This is a genomic window from Stenotrophomonas sp. FW305-3-2-15-E-LB1, assembly GCF_058787375.1.
Genome location: NZ_JBYSZR010000020.1, coordinates 57,447 through 75,451, shown reverse-complemented (window position 1 = coordinate 75,451; position 18,005 = coordinate 57,447). Strand labels below are relative to the sequence as shown.

General features: G+C 63.1%; 12 protein-coding genes. 2 read left to right on the top strand and 10 right to left on the bottom strand.

The features are described from left to right. Window positions 1–109 precede the first annotated feature (109 nt). On the bottom strand, window positions 110–2,971 hold the full coding sequence (locus tag AC3WL7_RS14545) for a TonB-dependent receptor (RefSeq protein ID WP_492751103.1): 2,862 nt from the start codon (window positions 2,969–2,971) through the stop codon (window positions 110–112). Window positions 2,972–3,256: 285 nt separating this feature from the next. Then, complete coding sequence (locus AC3WL7_RS14540) at window positions 3,257–3,664, bottom strand: ExbD/TolR family protein (protein WP_492751101.1); 408 nt, start codon at window positions 3,662–3,664, stop codon at window positions 3,257–3,259. A gap of 162 nt (window positions 3,665–3,826) precedes the next feature. On the opposite strand from AC3WL7_RS14540, the gene AC3WL7_RS14535 reads away from it, so the two are divergent. Both AC3WL7_RS14535 and AC3WL7_RS14530 read left to right on the top strand, forming a co-directional pair. After that, a complete protein-coding gene (locus AC3WL7_RS14535; protein WP_200733043.1) occupies window positions 3,827–5,800 on the top strand; it encodes a transglycosylase SLT domain-containing protein in 1,974 nt (657 codons plus the stop codon). 93 nt (window positions 5,801–5,893) lie between these two features. Beyond that, entirely contained in the window at window positions 5,894–7,114 is a 1,221-nt protein-coding gene (locus tag AC3WL7_RS14530; RefSeq protein ID WP_200733042.1) for a multifunctional CCA addition/repair protein, read from the top strand. 44 nt (window positions 7,115–7,158) lie between these two features. Here AC3WL7_RS14530 and AC3WL7_RS14525 read toward each other — a convergent pair whose 3' ends face one another. The 8 genes from AC3WL7_RS14525 to AC3WL7_RS14490 all read right to left on the bottom strand — a co-directional run bounded on the left by AC3WL7_RS14525 (window position 7,159) and on the right by AC3WL7_RS14490 (window position 17,911). After that, the gene (locus AC3WL7_RS14525; protein WP_234458421.1) at window positions 7,159–7,905 is read right to left on the bottom strand and encodes a putative type VI secretion system effector; all 747 of its coding nucleotides are present in this window, start codon (window positions 7,903–7,905) and stop codon (window positions 7,159–7,161) included. A 69-nt stretch (window positions 7,906–7,974) separates the two neighbouring features. Beyond that, a complete protein-coding gene (locus tag AC3WL7_RS14520; RefSeq protein ID WP_492751096.1) occupies window positions 7,975–8,727 on the bottom strand; it encodes a putative type VI secretion system effector in 753 nt (250 codons plus the stop codon). A gap of 318 nt (window positions 8,728–9,045) precedes the next feature. Further along, window positions 9,046–9,759 carry a putative type VI secretion system effector gene (locus AC3WL7_RS14515; RefSeq protein ID WP_492751093.1) on the bottom strand — a complete coding sequence of 238 codons (714 nt, stop codon included), beginning with the start codon at window positions 9,757–9,759 and terminating at the stop codon, window positions 9,046–9,048. 299 nt (window positions 9,760–10,058) lie between these two features. After that, complete coding sequence (locus tag AC3WL7_RS14510) at window positions 10,059–10,583, bottom strand: putative type VI secretion system effector (RefSeq protein ID WP_492751090.1); 525 nt, start codon at window positions 10,581–10,583, stop codon at window positions 10,059–10,061. Window positions 10,584–10,607: 24 nt separating this feature from the next. Continuing rightward, a complete protein-coding gene (locus AC3WL7_RS14505) occupies window positions 10,608–11,339 on the bottom strand; it encodes a putative type VI secretion system effector (RefSeq protein ID WP_492751087.1) in 732 nt (243 codons plus the stop codon). Beyond that, window positions 11,336–14,239, bottom strand: a complete 2,904-nt coding sequence (locus tag AC3WL7_RS14500) for a T6SS effector BTH_I2691 family protein (RefSeq protein WP_492751085.1) — start codon at window positions 14,237–14,239, stop codon at window positions 11,336–11,338. Before AC3WL7_RS14500 ends, AC3WL7_RS14505 begins: the two co-directional genes overlap by 4 nt. Then, window positions 14,236–15,165, bottom strand: coding sequence for a DUF4123 domain-containing protein (locus tag AC3WL7_RS14495; protein ID WP_492751083.1), 930 nt, complete (start codon window positions 15,163–15,165; stop codon window positions 14,236–14,238). Before AC3WL7_RS14495 ends, AC3WL7_RS14500 begins: the two co-directional genes overlap by 4 nt. Further along, entirely contained in the window at window positions 15,155–17,911 is a 2,757-nt protein-coding gene (locus AC3WL7_RS14490) for a type VI secretion system Vgr family protein (RefSeq protein ID WP_492751081.1), read from the bottom strand. The genes AC3WL7_RS14495 and AC3WL7_RS14490 overlap by 11 nt, the downstream gene beginning before the upstream one ends. Window positions 17,912–18,005: the final 94 nt, after the last annotated feature.

Here is an 18,005-nt window from a genome sequence, read left to right as displayed (position 1 = left end):
CAAAGCAGCCGAGCATGGCCCGGCTCTACAGAACAGCGAAAAGCCACCGGGCATGGCCCGGCGCTACCAGTGAAACGCAGGTGCCGTTCCTTGGCACCTGCCTGTCAGCCTAGAACCGCAGGTCCGCGCGCATGTACCAGTAGCGGCCACGCGGAATGTCATAGGTCGAGGCGTCGTAGCCGTTCAACGAGCACGACAGGCAGATCGGCGGATCCTTGTCGAACACGTTGTTCAGGCCCGCGGTCAGCTGCAGCCCCTTCATCCAGTTGATTTTGTAGCCCACCTGCACATCGTGGTAGGTGGTGGCGGACAGCGTGTTGGTACCGGCGGCCTGGTTGCTGCACACCGGGAAGGCCACCGCATCACCGCAGTCTTCGGTCAGCTCGGAGATGTGGCGCACCGTCCAGTTGGCACTCCAGTTGTCCAGCGTCCAGCCGATGCTGGCGTTGCTGGTCCATTCCGGAATCGAGCTGTCGGCCACTTCCACGCCCGGCTTCTGCGGCTGCCGCTGGCCGGCCGCACCCGTGGCCTCGTAGCGGCCGACGAACGTGTTCTTCCAGCCCAGCTTGAACTGGCCGATGTCGCTCTGCGGCAGCGTCCAGAACATGTCCACGTCCCAGCCATCGGTCTTGATCGAACCCAGGTTGGTCAGGCGGTTGTTGAAGCTGCTGACCGCACCGGTGCTGGCGCGGGTGATGCCATCACAGTAGATCGGGTCCAGCGTATCCACGCACAGGTCCAGCTGGGTCTGTGCGTTGATCGCCTGGATCGCGCCGTCGATGTTGTGGCGATAGAAGGTCACCTCCACGTCGAAGCGTTCGGACCACGAGGTGTCGTTGCCGAACCACGGGCTCCACACGAAACCGGCGCTGAAGCTGCGCGAACGCTCCGGCTCCAGTTCGCGGTTGCCGCCGGTGGTCACCGAGATCTGCGAGTTGGCCTGCTGGAAACCGGCCGGCACGCCCAGCGCGGCGCAGTTGGCAGGATTGCCGCGCGGCGCGGTGCCGCCCAGGCCCACCGAGCAGGGATCGAACAGCTGCAGGTCCGCACGCGCGGCCGAACCGTACAGCTCGCCGATGGACGGCGCACGGAAGCCCTCGGCGTAGGTCGTGCGCAGCACGAAGTCATCGGTCACCTGCCAGCGCAGGCCGTACTTGGGGGTGAACTCGCCACCGAAGGTGGAGTAATCCGAATAGCGCCCGGCCAGGCTCAGGTCCAGCTTCTTGCCCAGCGACGAATCGGCGAAGATCGGGATGCTCAGCTCGACGTAGGCCTCGTTGACGTCGTACGAACCGGACGTCGGCTGCGAGGGCACGCCGTTGTAGTGGCCGATCACCGTCAGCGGATCCGGCTGGTACCAGCCTTCATAGCGGCGGTGCTCCAGGCCGGTGGCGAAGGAGACCGGGCCGGCCGGCAGCGTGAACAGATCACTGGACAGGTTGGCGGTGACCAGGCTCAGCTCGTTCTGGCTGCGGTCGCGCACCACCGGCTGGATCCAGCGCAGCATGTCCGGGGTGATCGAGCCGACGCCGCCGAAGATGTTCAGCGGCACGCAGCCGGGGGTTGCGGCGCACAGTGCCGGATCACCCAGCGCCAGGTTCACGTTGTAGATGTTGTAGCTGCCGTAGTTGGTCTGCTCGGCCTTGTTCTTGCTGTACATGCCGTTGACGTCCCAGTACCAGCTGCGGTTCGCCGCCTGGAAACTGCCCACCAGCCCGGTGGCGAAGTAGGTCGTGTTGACCTCCTGCTCGAACACGCGCGCGCCGCCCTCCACCGGTCGACGACCGATCAGGGTCATGTTGTCGCCGGACGCCAGGTCGAAGCCGAACGGGTTGTACGGGTTCAGCGCCGACACCACGATGTTGTCGGCCAGCGGATTGCCGGTGGCGCCGTCAGGGCCGAAGAACAGCGGTTCCGGGCCCGCCTGGTTGGTCGATTCGCGGCGGTTGCCCAGCGCTTTGACGTACCACTGCACGTCGTCGGTGATGTCGAAGCGGAACTGGCCGAACACGCCTTTGCGCTCGGACGGCGTCAGCACCATGTTGTATTCGGCGAAGTTGAAGCGATCGGCACTGGTGAAGCAGTGGTAGTCATCGCTGCGGTTGCAGCCGGCGCTGCCGTCATAGCGCGGGTTGCTCACGCCGGTGTTGGGCACGATGTCCTGTTCGGCGCCGGTGTTGGGATCGACGAAGGCGAAACGCCCCTGCGGGATGCCACCGCTGCCGAAGGCCAGCCCGGTACCGGGGATGGGAAAGCGCGACTGCTCGCGGTCGCGTGCGTACACCGCGTCCTGCCGGGTCCAGCTGGCGCCGAGGAACAGGCTGTAGCGCTCGCCGCTGGTGCCCCAGGCCAGGTCCACGCCCTTCTGCGTGCCATCACCCTTGCTGTACTCACCGTAGTTGAGGGTCACCTGCCCGCCATCGAAATCGCGCCGGGTGATGATGTTGACCACGCCGGCGATCGCATCGGAGCCGTACAGCGACGACGCACCGTCTTCCAGCACTTCGATGCGTTCAACGATCGCCAGCGGAATGGTGTTCAGGTCGGTGGCCGCGCCCACGCCGGAGGCCGATGATTCATTGACCCAGCGGATGCCGTCGACCAGCACCAGTACGCGCTTGGCGCCCAGGTGGCGCAGGTCGACCTGGGCCGAACCCGCGCCGACACCGCTGCCATCCGGCGGGAAGCCGAAGTTGCCGGACGAATTGAACTTGGCGTTCAGCGCCGAGCCCGAACCGGTGAGCTGCTGCAGCACTTCGCCGATCGAGCTCAGGCCCGTGCGCTCGATGTCGCCACGGCTCAACGTCTGGATCGGCACCTGGCCTTCCACTTCAGCGCGCTTGATGCGCGTGCCGGTGACTTCGACGGCATCCAGGGTGGTGGCCGTCTGGGCCATTGCCCCCAGCGGTGCCAGGGCCGTCACGCACAGCGCAACAGCGACCGCCAAGGGGCGGTAATGCAGGTGATTCATTCGCTCTCTCTCCAAAGGAATGTCGGGACATGGACTGCCGCGCTCCCCCCTGCATGGCGGCAGCGTCTCCTTTGTAAACAAGCGGTAAAAATCACGACGTGACGACGGACACCATTTCACGTGGAATTGACGGAACAGACCGGAGATCGCGTCAATTAATGTCCTGAAATGCGCAAAAGGTGCGGCAATGCACCATCAAGAGCGCTGAACGGATGCGGGCCAAAACGACAGCCACGCCCAGACGAAGGACGGCCCGCACGGATGCCGGGCCGTCCTCGCCAGCGGTCATCGCACGAACGCGATCCGCTCCATCCCCGTCGCCTCGGCCGCCGCCAGGATCTTCGCCATGCCTTCGTACTCGGCAGACGGATCGGTGGCGATGCGCAGCTCCGGCAGGTTGCCGGCGTGCTCACTGGCCTGGGCGCGCAGGCGGGCCTGCAGATCACCGATGGCCATCAGCTGGCCATTCCAGCTCAGCTGGCTGGACGCATCCAGGCGCAGCTCGACCGGTGGCGGTGGGTCGGGACGATCGACCACCCGGTCGGTGGCCTGCGGCAACTGCACCGCGATGGGCCGCGACAGCATCGGCGCGGTAACGATGAAAATGATCAGCAGAACCAGCATCACATCCACCAGCGGCGTGACATTGATCTCCGCCAAGGGACCGCTTCTTCCTGCGCTGTTGAACGCCATGTGCCACTCCTTGCACCCGGGCCGTTCGCCCAAGCCGACAGTACGCCGCCGCCATGTGCCGACGGCAGTGGGCATCCACGAAGCATTCAGCTGCCGTTGCCCGCGCTGCGACGTGCACGCGGCGAGAAACTGAATTCAGCCAGCGCCCGCTATGCTGGCGCCATGACCCGACGCTCTTCGACCGCCCTGTCCCTGCTCCCGCTGTCCGCATCGCTGCTGATCGGCTGCGCCAGCGCCCAGTCACTCGACGCCCAGAGCGGCCAGCTCAAGGCCGCCATCGACGCTGCCGAACGCGGCCAGCTCGGTCCGGGCCAGGCCGCCGCGCTCAGCCGCCACCCGGCCTATGGCTGGGTCGAGTTCGCCCAGCTGCGCCGCAACATCGATACGGTCGATAGCGGCCAGGCGCAGGCCTTCCTCAAGCGCTATGAGGGGCAGGCCGTGGCCAACAGCTTCCGCAGCGTCTGGCTGCCCTCGGTGGCCCGCCGCCAGGACTGGCCTACCCTGCTGGCCAACTGGGCACCGACCGACAACCTCGGCCTGCGCTGCGCGCAGCTGACCGCGCGCCAGGCCACCGGCAAGGTCGACCCGCAGTGGATCAGCGAGGCGCAGGACTTGTGGCGCAAGAACGGCAAATCACTGCCCGATGCCTGCGATGCGGTGTTCGCTGTGCTGCAGGCGCAGGGCGGCATGAGCGATGCACTGCGTTGGGAACGCGTCGACGCCGCTGCCGACGCGCAGCAGCCCGCGGTGATGCGCAGCGCCGCGCGTGGCCTCCCCGCGGCCGATCTGACCCTGGCCAACACCTATGCCGCCTTCGTCGACAAGCCCAATGCCAGCGCGCTGAACTGGCCGCGCAATGAACGCAGCCGGCGCATCGCCACCGATGGGCTGGAAAAGCTGGCCAAGGCCGACCCCGGCGCCACCGAACAGCAGCTGCCGCAGTACGCACAGGCGCTGGGCCTGAGTGCCGAACAACAGGCCCAGGTGCGGTACCAGATCGCGTTGTGGACAGTAGCCTCCTACCTGCCCGACTCCGCGCGCCGCCTCAACGCGGTGCCCGAATCGGCCTACGACGAGCGCCTGCACGAATGGCGCGTGCGCGAGGCGATGTCGCGTGGCGACTGGCCGGCCGCACTCACCGCCATCCGCAAGATGGGCAGCAAGCAGCGCACGGATTCGCGCTGGGCGTATTTCGAAGGACGCATGCTGGAAAAGACCGGGCACGCGCAGCAGGCCCAGTCGCTGTTCCGCAGCGCCGCGCGCGCGCCGACCTTCCACGGTTTCCTCGCCGCCGACAAGCTGCAGCAGAACTACACGCTGTGCCCGTGGAAGCCCAATGACAGCGCCCAGGCGCAGGCCGCCGTCGCCCGCGACCCGGCCATCCAGCGCGCGATGGCGCTGTACCAGATCGATCGCAACGGCTGGGCCGTGGCCGAGTGGAACAGCGCGCTGGCCCGCTTCGATGACACCCAGCGCCGCCTGGCGGTGCGTGTGGCACAGGACAATGGCTGGTTCGACCGCGCCGTGTTCGCACTCGGCAAGCAGCCGCAGGAACAGCGCCTGTACGACCTGCGCTTCCCGCTGCACCACGACAGCACCATCCGCCGCGAATCCTCGCGCAATGCCATCGACCCGGCCTGGGTAGCCGCCGAGATCCGCGCCGAGAGCACCTTCACCCCGCGCGCGCGCTCGCCTGCCAATGCCATGGGCCTGATGCAGGTGCTGCCGGCCACGGGCGCGGGCGTGGCGAAGAACATCGGCCTGACTGCCTACGGCGGCGCCGACAGCCTGTACGACCCGGACACCAACATCGCCATCGGCACGGCCTACCTGCGCCAGCTGATGAACAAGTACGACGGCCTGCCCTACGTCACCATCGCCGCCTACAACGCCGGGCCGACCCCGACCGCACGCTGGCAGTCCCAGCGCCCGGGCTTCGACCCGGACCTGTGGATCGAGACGATCAGCTACAAGGAAACGCGCGAGTACGTGGCCCGCGTGCTGGCCTTCAGCGTCATCTACGACTGGCGCCTCAACGGCAACGCGCTGCCGCTGAGCGACCGGCTGATGGGTCGCCTGGTGGACAAGCGCAAGGCCTTCACCTGCGCGGCGGACGCCGACCAGGGCGGGGATTGATCGACGCGGGGTCGTGCCTTCCGATCCGGTAGCGCCGGGCCATGCCCGGCGAGCGCACAGCGCGGCGACACACGCCCGTGCGATCATCCCCCCATGAAGATCTATCTTGTTGGCGGCGCCGTGCGCGACCGCCTGCTGCAGCGCCCCGCCGGCGACCGTGACTGGGTGGTGGTCGGCGCCACGCCCGCGCAGATGGAAGCGCAGGGCTACACCGCCGTGGGCCGCGATTTCCCGGTGTTCCTGCACCCCAAGACCGGTGAGGAATACGCGCTGGCGCGAACCGAGCGCAAATCCGGCCGCGGCTACCGCGGTTTCGTGGTGGATGCCGATCCGGCCGTCACCCTGGAAGAAGACCTGCAGCGTCGCGATTTTACCATCAACGCCATCGCCTGCGATGAAGCCGATGGCACCCTGGTCGACCCCTATGGCGGCGCGCGTGACATCCAGCAGCGCGTACTGCGTCACGTCGGCCCTGCCTTCGTCGAAGATCCGCTGCGCGTGCTGCGCGCGGCGCGTTTCATGGCGCGCTTCGCCCCCCTGGGTTTCACCGTTGCCGAAGAGACCCTGGCGCTGATGCGCGAGGTGGCCGCCAGTGGCGAGCTGGACGCGCTGGTGCCCGAACGCGTGTGGCAGGAACTGCGCAAGGCACTGGCCTGCGAACGCCCGTCGGCCTTCCTGCGCACCCTGCACGACGCGCATGCGCTGGGCCCGATCCTTCCCGAACTGGAAGCGCTGTACGGCGTACCGCAGCGTGCTGAGTTCCACCCCGAAGTGGATACCGGCATCCACCAGGAAATGGTCAGCGACATGGCCGCCCGCCTGGCACCCGGCGATGACCTGGTCGGCTTCGCCGCACTCACCCACGACCTCGGCAAGGGCCTGACCCCGCCGGACGAATGGCCGCGCCACATCATGCACGAGCAGCGTGGTCTGAAGCCGCTCAAGGCGCTGTGCGCGCGCTTGAAGATTCCCACCGAGCATCAGCAGCTGGCCGAAGCCGTCTGCCGTGAACACTTGAACGTGCACCGCATCGACGAACTACGCGATGCCACTGTGCTGGAGCTGCTGGGCCGCTGCGATGCGCTGCGCCGGCCCGAGCGCGTGGCCCGCATCGCCCTGTGCTGCGAGGCCGACAAGCGCGGCCGTCTGGGCTTTGAAGAAGGCGATTACCCGCAGGGCGAAACGCTCAAGCGCCTGCACCAGGCCGCGCTGTCGGTACAGGCGCGTGATCTGGACCTGAGCCACCTGAAGGGCCCTGCGGTGGGCGAGGCACTGGCGCGGGCCAGGGTGAAGGCGATTGCGGCGGCGCGGTAGAAATGTGTGGTTTGCTGGGGAAGCGTGGTGTCAGCCGCTGATGGTCAGTACCTGAAATAGGTATCACCCAAGGCGGGGTGGTCGCCCGGCTGACGCTTCCGCTTGGTGATGCGTCGCAGATTGATGCGCTTTGCATTGGGCCAACCCAGCGTTCCGAATATCGCATCGGCCATCTTTGCGAACCGCGTGAAATAGCGGCCAATTCTGTATCCAAGGTAGAAGCAGACCAGAACGCATATCAAGTACGCATCCGCGATCATCTCCAAGGTTGGCAGTCCGTCTCCCGTGAGAGCGTCGATCAGGAAGAACGCGACGTGGATCATGTACAAGGGAACAGATAGCGCCAGCGAGTACTTGGCCACCGCGATCCAGTGGGCCCAGCTACCTGAACTGACATACGGATAGGAAACGATGAGCCTCTTCTGCTCATCGAGGACGGACAAGGCAATGAAGTTCCCCGCCTTGTCCCGACGCCCGACCACCCGCACGGAGTCGCCCTCTTTGAAGGGCCAATTCCAGAACAGTCCCTTCACCAGCATTTCGCCGAATCGAAACTCCACCCTCGTCGCTGGTTCTTCCGTTTCCTCATTGGACATCATCGCCATGCCAGCGGCGGGCCCGCTAAGGCCCAGCGCGGCGGCAGCGGTGCCCGTGGCGGCCATTTTTTCGCGATCCCCGTCGCGCCAGAAGACGTTCTGCACCACATGTCTGACCCGCAGACTGGAAATGATGCCGGTTTCCGTCTCGAACAGCACCTTGCCGGTCGAGCCCGGCTTAGGTTTGCGATTCACTGCAAATCCACCTTGGAAAAGCCACACGCTGACCGGCGCGTATCCGCCATCGAAATCATCAAGAGATTCTCAGTATCTGAAATAGGTATCACCAAGCGCAGCAGGATCACTCGGGCTTCTTTTGAGTTTTGTAATACGCCTTAGATTCACACTCTTACTGTCGCCCCAGCCAAGCGAGCCAAATATGCCGTCAGCAAGCCGGGCAAACCGGTGAAATCGATAGCCAATACTGACCCCAACAGTGGCAGCGATGAGCAGGAGCCCAGCAAATATGCAAAGCAGCAACTTCAACAACAACCATCCGTCCTCCAGGATGCCTAGAGAATTCAGGCCAATACCTACGGTAAAAAATGTGCATATCGGCAACGAAATCAATGACGTGTACTTCCAGACCGAGATCCAGTGAGCGCGACTGCCAGCACTGACGTGTGGGTAGGAGACAATCAATCTCTTGCGCTCATCCAATACCGAGAACGCGATAAATACTCCGTCCGGGTTTCGGCTTCCGACCACTTTCACGAGATCTCCTTCCTTGTAGGGCCAGTTCCAGAGCAGGCCTTTCACGATCAAATCGTCTAGTCGGAACTCAACTCGGACAACTGGCTCCTCCATCTCCTCGGAGGACATCATCGCCATGCTGGCCGCAGGACCACTGAGACCGAGTGCAGCAGCAAAGGCTCCAGTGGCGGCCACACCCTCGCGATCGCCACTACGCCAGAACACATTTTCTACAACGTGCATTATGCGCAGGCCGGAAATAATCCCAGTTTCAGTATCGAACGGACCAATTCCTTGCAAAGCCCGGGACCGCGAAACATTCACGACGATGACCTCGTAACAATTTTCAAATCATACCCGCCACCATACCGCGCCATTGATAATTCCTGGCGCCTGAAATAGGCATCCCCAATACCGGAGCCATCACCCTCTCGCGCTCGAGCCAACTTTCCGGATCTGAGATTGATCTTTTTAGGATCGCTCCAATCCGGCCCGGCAAACAGAACAGCACAGAATATCCTCGAACGCATGCTCAACGAAAAGCTCTGAGATCACACCAGTCTCCGTATCAAGCGGAATTCCACTTTCAGGCCAACTGATCGAGCATCTGCCGGACATCACCCCAACACTGGTGTAGAGAATTCAATATCTGAAATAGGTATCACCCAGAGCGACATGATCACCTGCCTGTCGCTTCCTCTTGGTGACTCCACGAAGATTTATTCGCCTCACACCTTTCCACCCAAGCGTAGAAAAAATAGAATCCGCCATTTTTGCGTAACAAACAAACCGCCGACCAATTCGATATCCAATTAAACAGAAAACAAGAACACCAATCAAATACGCCCGAGCCAAGAAATAAAATGGCGCGGATGTCAACCAAGCAAACAGAGCTATTATAAATCCCCACCAAGGAATCAGAATCACAAGCGATAGTTTTAGCACTACAATCCAATGCGCCAACGTGCCAGAACTGACGTGCGGATAGCAGACGATCAATCTCTTCTCCTCATCAAGAACTGAGATAGCAAAGAATTTACCTTCGCGCCCCCGTGTCCCAACAACTCGAACGAGGTCACCTTCGCTAAAGGGCCAGTTCCAGAGAATACCTTCCACGGCGAGGTCGCCAAGACGGAATTCGACTTTCGTGACCGGCTCCGCCATTTCCTCCGCAGACATCATCGCCATACCTGCTGCTGGACCACTGAGGCCTAATGCGGCGGACAACGCACCGGTCGCAGCCATTCCTACGCGATCGCCTTCTCGCCAGAAAATGTTTTCCATCACGTATTGAACTTTGAGACCGGAGATAACTCCGCTCTCCATTTCAAGCAGAGCCTCTTTGCCGCCACTCATTTGCATACCACTCCTTGACGGACCGGATCGAAACCAGGCCAGTAGCGCCCCCACACTGCCTATTTGATAGCAACTAGTATCTGAAGTAGGTATCCCCAACGCCGGAAGAATCGCCCTTTCGCGCCTGAGCGAACTTTCCAGACCTGAGATTAATCTTCGTGGGATCGCACCAATCCAGCGCAGTGAATACGCGGTCTGCCATCCTCGCAAATCCAAATAGACGACGCCCGATCCTCCATCCAATCACTCCAAAAATTGAGGCTCCGGCAATACAGGTGCCAGAAATAACTTCGAACTTACTATCGGATTTGACGTCCCAAACAAAGGCAGTTGCGAGAACAGCCGCCCCCCCCCCACCAAACAACTGAGATCGCCAAGGAAATCCAGAAGACACGCAGCCAGTGCGAGGTACTGCCTGCCGTAACATGAGGATAGGAAACGATCAGCCTCTCATCCTCGTCCAATACAGAGATCGCAAAGAACGTTCCGTCGGGCCATCGCTTGCCCACCACTCTAACGCTCTGCCCCTCCCTAAACGGCCAGTTCCACAGCAGCGCAGACACCGATAGATCTCCCAGCATGAACCTGACTCGTACCACTGGCTCCGCCCCCCCTTCGCTTGACATCACGGCCATGCCTGCTGATGGCCCGCTCAAGCCAAGCGCCGCTGCAACTACACCCACTGCGGCCATTTGCTCTCGATCGTCAGAACGGGACAGAACATCCTCGAACGCATGTTCAACGAAAAGTTTTGAGATCACACCAGCCTCTATATCCAGCGGAATTTTGCTTTCAGACCAACTGGTCGAGCATCTGCCGGTCATCGCCCCAACACTGATGTAGAGAATTCAATATCTGAAATAGGTATCACCCAGAGCGACATGATCACCTGCCTGTCGCTTCCTCTTGGTCAATCTACGAAGATTTATTCCCCTAGCCCCCTTCCACCCAAGCGTAGAAAAAACCGAATCCGCCAATTTAGCGTAACTGACAAATCTACGACCAACTCGATACCCAATCACACAAAAAACAAGAACGCCCACGAAATATGACTGAACCAACAGGTGAAATGGCGCATAAAATTTCCATGCATAGAAAGCTATTACCAACCCCCACCACGGAATTGAGATCACAAGCGAGTATTTAAGCACTGAAATCCAATGCGCCAACGTACCAGCACTAACATGCGGATAGGAAACAATGATCCTTCTATCTTCATCAAGAACTGAGATAGCAAAGAACCTTCCTTCGTCGTTCCGTGCACCGACAACTCGAACAACATCACCCTCGTTGAAAGGCCAGTTCCAGAGAAGCCCTTCCACATCCATTTCACCAAGTCTGAACTCAACTTTGGTAACTGGCTCTTCCATTTCCTCCACAGACATCATGGCCATGCCTGCTGCTGGCCCACTAAGGCCCAGCGCCGCTGCTAATGCACCGGTGGCCGCCATCCCCTCCCGATCACCTTCCCGCCAGAACACGTTCTTTACGCAATGCTGAACCCTCAGACCCACAATTTTTCCAACCTCAGTTTCAAGCGGGCCACTGCTAGTAGGATCTACCTGAATTTCAGTAATCATTGCACCCTCGCAGACACGGCACCGAGAGCCTTTTCAAACGCCAGCTGCTGCTCCCGAGCTGTTGAATAAGAACCTCCAACCTTCTTTTCAGCCCCTTTTCCTAAGGAGTTTTTCGCACACCATTTCTCCAGCTCATTTGGGCTGATCGCCCAGATCAGCGCCTCAATGGCCAACAGAATCAAAGCCACCTCCCAGCCACTCAACCGCAAGATCCACACGCCGACGCGTTTCATTGCCTGCGATGCGACTATCTGTCCGCCTTCTCTTCCTGCGGCAACTTCAAGTCCAGCATGCAGCCCCCTCAGACCTAAAGTTAGTCCATTTCTCCCAACAGTCCGTTCGATCACCGGGGAGGAATAAGCAAGCGCCGTCAGAAAATGAGCAGATCCGGCTGCTCCTGCCACGCCACCCTTGACCAAGAGCGCTGTGAAATGAGCGTAGTTGCCTTTCCTCACGGTCGCATTAGCCTCGTCCAGGGTGTAATACGCCCCAATAAAACTACCCGCCCCCGCAAGCACACTGCCGGCAGCCTTCATCCGAATGGCACTGACACTGCCCTCCCCAAAGAACTCCTTGGCTACGGTTTCATGCACACTGGTGTACACAGCCAAAAGCGACATGCCGGACGCCAATAACGTCGCATAGTCGCGCGTGTCCTTATCGACCTTGGTTGCCAGATGGATGAAGTTCACCATCTCCAGCACGCCCGTAAGGGAATTCAGACCGACGACATTACGGCTGCTCTCCGCCGCTGCCTGCCAACGCTTGCGCATCGCCAGCGCGCCGTGGTGCAGCTCCAGATCGCGGAGTGCGAACTGCATCGGCAGTGCACTCCCCTCCTTGCGATAGAACTGGATGCGCTCCAGGAAATAGCGCTTGCCCTGCTGGCCACTGCTCAGCTCTTCGGCCACCAGGCTGATCGCCTCATCGCGCTCCATCAATGCCCGCGTCAGGAGCACAACGCGGACCATGGCATTGCCGACAGTATCCTGGATGCCCTTCATCGGGAATCGATTCAGGAGGTACGCACCTGCGGTAGTGACGAAGCGATCAACGCCACTGTCGCGAAGGATGCGGGCACTGGCGGTGGAGGGCGCAGCCTCCTTCTGCGCCACCTCCAACTTGCGGTGAAGGGTCAAGAAAGACTTCAGATGTGCGGTGCCTGCGACAAATGCCGCCCAGCTTGCGCCGGCCACCTCAAGAATTGTGTCGGCCCCGACCTGCGCCGCCGAGAGTGTCTGCTCCAGCTCCTCGCGAGCCTCTTTCTGGTTCTTGGCAACCGCTCGCCAGAGCAGGGATCCTCTTCCGGTAACCTTTGTGTCGTTGGCCGATTCAGTCAAAAATGCACGACCGATCTCGTGCATGCCGAGCGCCGCGATGGCATCGGTGATTACTTCTTCGAACCACACGCCTTGCGCCGCAGACTGTCCGTCAAAGTCCTCAAGCGTCGCCAGAAACAGATCATGGCGGAGCCAGGCAACCAGCACAGCCATCTCTGGGCCCAACCGGTCGAGCACCATCTGCGCCATTGCATCCAGGTTCTTCTTGAACGCGGTAAAGCGAGGCTCATCAATCAGCGGCCAATACTTGTTCTTCCACGCTTCCTGCGCATCCTGCAGATAGAGCGGCAGAAACATGTCCTTGTATGCCTGCTCCCGCTTCCGTTTTTCCTCGTCAGGAATCTTCACTCTCGGGTCCCATGACGGAAGCGAGGGATTCCCGAGACGGAGCTGCCGTTCCTCCTCCCGCACGGTCTGCGCTGCATAGTTCCCAGCCATCACCGCGCCATTGAGTTCCAGCAGCCGCGAGATCTGTTCGATCTGGTCAACCGCTGAAACCTCCAGCTCGCGCTCACGCTTGAACTGGCCGATGCAGGCAGCGAGGTCATTGCAGTAGCCACTGAGCTCATGCACAGCCCCAACCGCATCCCATAGTCCCAGCAGCATGGGCGGGTACTCGTGGCGATCACTGCCGATTCGCCCGTTACTGCTGTGTTGCTGCAGCAGCTTGAAGCGGTGCTCGCGAGGGTCGATACCGCCGTTACGGGGGTAGTCCCGCCGTGACCATGGGTAACGCGTGCCATGCTTTCGCAGCCGTGCGACGTTGAGTGCGCCATCCAGCGTGGAAGCCGCCGGGAGCGCGCTGATGTGAGGGAGATCCGGCGGATCGCCCGAGGGATTGTCCAGCAACCGATATTCCATGATGGAGGCCAGCCCATCGGCGTCCTTCAACGGTGCTTGGTCGCCCTCCGCTCTCGCCGACCTGATCCATCTGGCAGGCTCGATCGACTGCATCCGCTCGGCGCGCAGGACCGGGTCGGACCCATAGCGGTCCAGCGTCGCGGGCGTCCATGGGTGCTGGGAGTAGGCGAGCCAGACCGTCCCGCACACATCGGGCCGCGGTATGGTGATGAACTCGGTGCGCATGTAATCGTGACCGCTGCGCCCACAGCTCGGCAGCCCTGCTCCGACGATAGGGCGGGCGCTCATTGCGGAAGGCTGCCGCCACAACGTACCGTTCTCGGCGATGGCGTAGCATTCCCAGTACTGAGGACCGTAAGGCCCCTTCTCGTAGTACAGGTACAACATGCCTTGGCGCATGGTCCTGAGGGCATGCGCAAGTCCCGCTGCACTCATGTCAGCGTCGGGCATATGTGAGGGTGATAGTCCGCCCAGGTCGACGTCACAACTGTCGGGTACCAAGGTATAGCGCACCGGCAGAATGGCGAGTCCGGTAGAGCGGCAGATGTCGCAGACCGCGCGGCTCTGCGACTCCGGCGGTGCGGCGGTAACAACAGGAAGGTCAGATACGGTTTGGCTGTCCTTGCCGCGAACTCCCCTGTTGCTGGTGCCGGTGTAGGAGCCGCTCACGTCGTTTCCTTCCTCACCATGCTGCGTCATGTGTGCAACCCTCCCTTGATCGCAGCTGCGTGTCCCGACGCTGCCGCGCGTATGTCCTGCCACTCTGCGTCTTCAATGCGCCATGCCAGTTCGTCGTACCGTTCGCCCTTCTCCACCTGCGCCAGCAGCCTCTGAACGGTGGGATGCCTGTGGAAGTGAGCGCCAAGCGAGATCGCATGCCTTGCAAACAGATCCAGCTCATGTCCATTGGCCACGCCACGACGGTGCGCTTCTTCGACACAGCGTTGTACGTGGGCGAAGGTGGAACGGTCGGGCAGGTCGCCGGTCTGCAGCGCTCCGATCCAAGCCTGGTTCAATGCGCCAATGCACTCCACCTTCGGCCAGGACACGGCCGGGTCACCGGGCAGCGCAGGCGCGACCATGTTGTTGATGGCCAAGTGTCCCCAGCGATCCAGGAACATCCACGTTGTGACGCCGGCAAAGCGATACGCCCGTTGCGAACGCGATGAGGTGTGCAGGAACAGGTCCGTCACCATCGGATCGTAGAAGCGCAGCCACCGCTTTCGACCCTGTGCGTGCGGGCAGTGAGCGACCGCTTGCGCGGCTAGCTGGTTGGCCAGTTGCCGGGTCAGCAGCGGCGTCCATAGCCACGCACACGCACGTTGTGGGCGTGCGGTCAGCAGTGACGCCAGGGAGCGCTGCTCCAACGCCATTGCCATCGCCTGGCCCGACAGCAGGGAATGCATGCCTCTGCTCAGGTCGAGCGGGATCAGGGACGGCCACATGGCAGCCGGTATCTGCCGAATGACGATCGGGACCGGTTGGACTCCAGCCGAGTCCAGCAGCGCGTCGAAGGCCTCGTCCCTCTCACATCGCTCTACCGCTGGCTGCATCAGCAGGTGGCATTGCCCCGGGCTGCTGCGGTCGATGCCAATCAGCTGTTCGCACAACGACTCAACCGACATCGGCGCATCCTTCGTGCCGGCACACTGCTGCGGTCAAGTGCGGTTCGCAGCCCTTGAACTGCCCAGCAGGTACGTCTGCCGCGTCCGAACTGGTTGCCGGCCCCACCCACTCCCGCTGGCTCGCCTTGAATTCCACCTTCCCCGGCGCGCCCAGCTCGATGTTGTCGCCCTCGATCCGGATGTAGGCCCCGGCCGCCGTCGCCAGCAGGTGCTTGCTCGGCGCCGACAGCATCACGTCCGCCTCGGTACTGGCGATACGCACCTGGGTCTTGGCCGCCACGATCGCCTGGTTCTTGTGCGCGCGTGCGCTGACCTTGCCCTGCGCGGCGTGCAGTGCGATGCCGCGTTCCTGGTTCGGGCTCTCGCCGCTGGGCTGCACACCGGCGGTGTACAGCACCAGGCCGCCGGCAACCGCCAGCGTCAGCGAGCCCTGCGTCATCCAGTTCAGCGCCACGCCGCTGGCCAGGGTGGTGTGCGTGCCGCTCACCCAGACCTGGTCAGCCGGGGTCAGGCTCAGCACGCCGGCCACGCCACTGCCCAGCAGAATCGGGGCGCTCCAGCCGGGTGCTTCGCCATCCCCCCCGGTGATGCTGCCGGCCGTGCTGCCGCTGTGGGTCGCACGCAGGTGTTCCTGCAGCTCGCCCAGCGTGGTGTCCGCGGGCAGCTCGGCCGGGTCGCTCGGCAGCTGCGCCTGCTGGTTGGCCGCCGATTCGGCCAACTGCTGCAGCAACTGCTGCCCTTCCTGCAGCTGGGTCAGCGCCTGCGGTGCGGCCATCTGCGGCGTGCCCTGCTCGGTGGTCAGCAGCAGGCCGCGGCCCGCGCGCAGTGCGCCCTGTGCCTGCGTGGCCAGTTCCACGCCAAAGCCACGCTCACCGTCGCGCACGTTGTCCTGGCCGCCCTTCAGGTGGCCCAGCGTCAGCGTGGTTTCGTGCTGGGTGGTGGACAGCTGGGCTCGGCCCTGCCCGGGCGTGTCGTCGAAGCGAAGCTGCTGGTAGCCGCCGGTGCCGCCCTGGCTGTCAGCCAGCGCCTGGCTCTTGAAGCCGGTATACACCGCCGCGTGGTCATTGCCCTCGAACCACGCCGCCGCGTTGCCGGTGGCGTTGCCGCCACCGCCGTTGATCTGGTTGTGCTGCGCATCCTGCTGGCCACGGCCGTTGTAGACCGCACCGACCACCACCGGGCGATCGATGTCGCCTTCCAGGAACGCCACCAGCACTTCCTGCCCGCGCCGTGGCAGCACCACGCCGCCCCAGTTGTCGCCGGCCCACGGGGTCATCACCCGCACCCAGGTCCAGGCGCCGCCGTTGGCCGGGGCGTTGTCGTCGCCACCGGGGTGGGCCAAACCGTTGCTGGCGTTGCCGCCGCGCTGCCAGGGGAACTGTACCTTGATGCGGTGATCGCGGTCGGACAGCAGCGGGTCGCCATCGCTGACCACGATCGCGCTGAGCGTGCCGGTGATCGTCGGCCGCGGATGCAGGTGCGCGCCGTGGCCATCCTCGGTCTGCGGGCGATAGACCACCTCAGCCGGAATGGCCACGAAGCGGTTGTCGTAGAACGCGGTGGACACCTCGCCGGGGGCATCGCCATAGGCCAGCCCGGACAATGCGCCGGGCAGTGCCGGGGCCGCGACGCTGGCCGGGCCCAGAGTCTTCTCCAGCGCATCAAACACCTCGGCATCGAGGTTGTTGCGCGCCTGGTGCCGCACCGACAGGCACAGGAAACGAGCGTCCTCGCCCACCTGCGGGTGCTGCGACAGCCCGAATCGTGCGCCGGGCGCCAGCACGCGCCACTGGCCGGCACCGTCGATGGTCTGCGCGCGCACGCGCAGTGCATCCAGGTGCTGCTGTGCGCGGCGCTGGCCGCGGGCATTGTCCTGCCAGCCGTAAGGACCGCAGGTATCACGGTCGATGATGCCCAGGTCGTTGCCCTGCCCGGCCTCGGCACTGGCCTGGCGGCGCTCCAGGGTGCGGTAATCCCAGGTGGCGCGCTCGACCTTGCCCGGCCGCCAGCGGTTGGCGGTGGACCATTGCTGCACGCTGTCGCTGCGCTCACTCTCGTCGCGGCGGTGGAAACGCACCACGCCCAGCTCGGCGGTGTCGTGGCTGTGGTCGGCCAGCACCAGCGTGTGCGTGCCGAAGTCCGCGCCGCCGGGCTCGCCGGCATGCTCGAACCAGTAATAGATGCCTTCTTCGGCCAGCAGGCGCTGGATGAAGGCCAGGTCGCTTTCCTGGTACTGGGTGGTCAGGCTGCGCCGCGCGTACTGGCTGGCATCGCCCAGCGACCAGCGCCAGGCCGGCGCCAACGTGCCGTAATCGGCGAAGAGGTCTTCGACGATCTCGACCACGGTCTTGTCATGGAAGACGTAGCTGTCCACGCGCTGCGACAGGAAAGCCAGCCAGGGCTGCAGGCGCAGCCGGTAGCGCGCCAGGCCGCCATTGCTGCCCAGCCGCTCGGCGGCGGTGATGCGTCCATGCAGCGGCCGCACGCTGCCGTCGGCCTGTTGCAGCTGCAGCAGCGCGCCCTGCCCGATCAGCGGTGCCAGCGCCAGGCTCGCATCCAGCGAGAGCGCCGTGATCGTCCACTGGAAGCCGATGCCGTCGATCTGCTCGACGCCATCGAGGGTTTCGGCCACCAGCACATCGGGGCCGCAGGTCGTATGCAGCCTGAGGAAACGATGCACATCGTGCGGCTTTGCCAGCGCCGAGCGCAGGGCAAGCCAGTGCAGACGAGAAGCGGAGCCATCCATGGAGCAACGCGCGCAGAGCCAATGAGCCATGAGCGTGTTGCGGGAAAGCGGCTCGTTGAAGAGGCAAATGCGACACGGGAGGCGTACCCCCCGC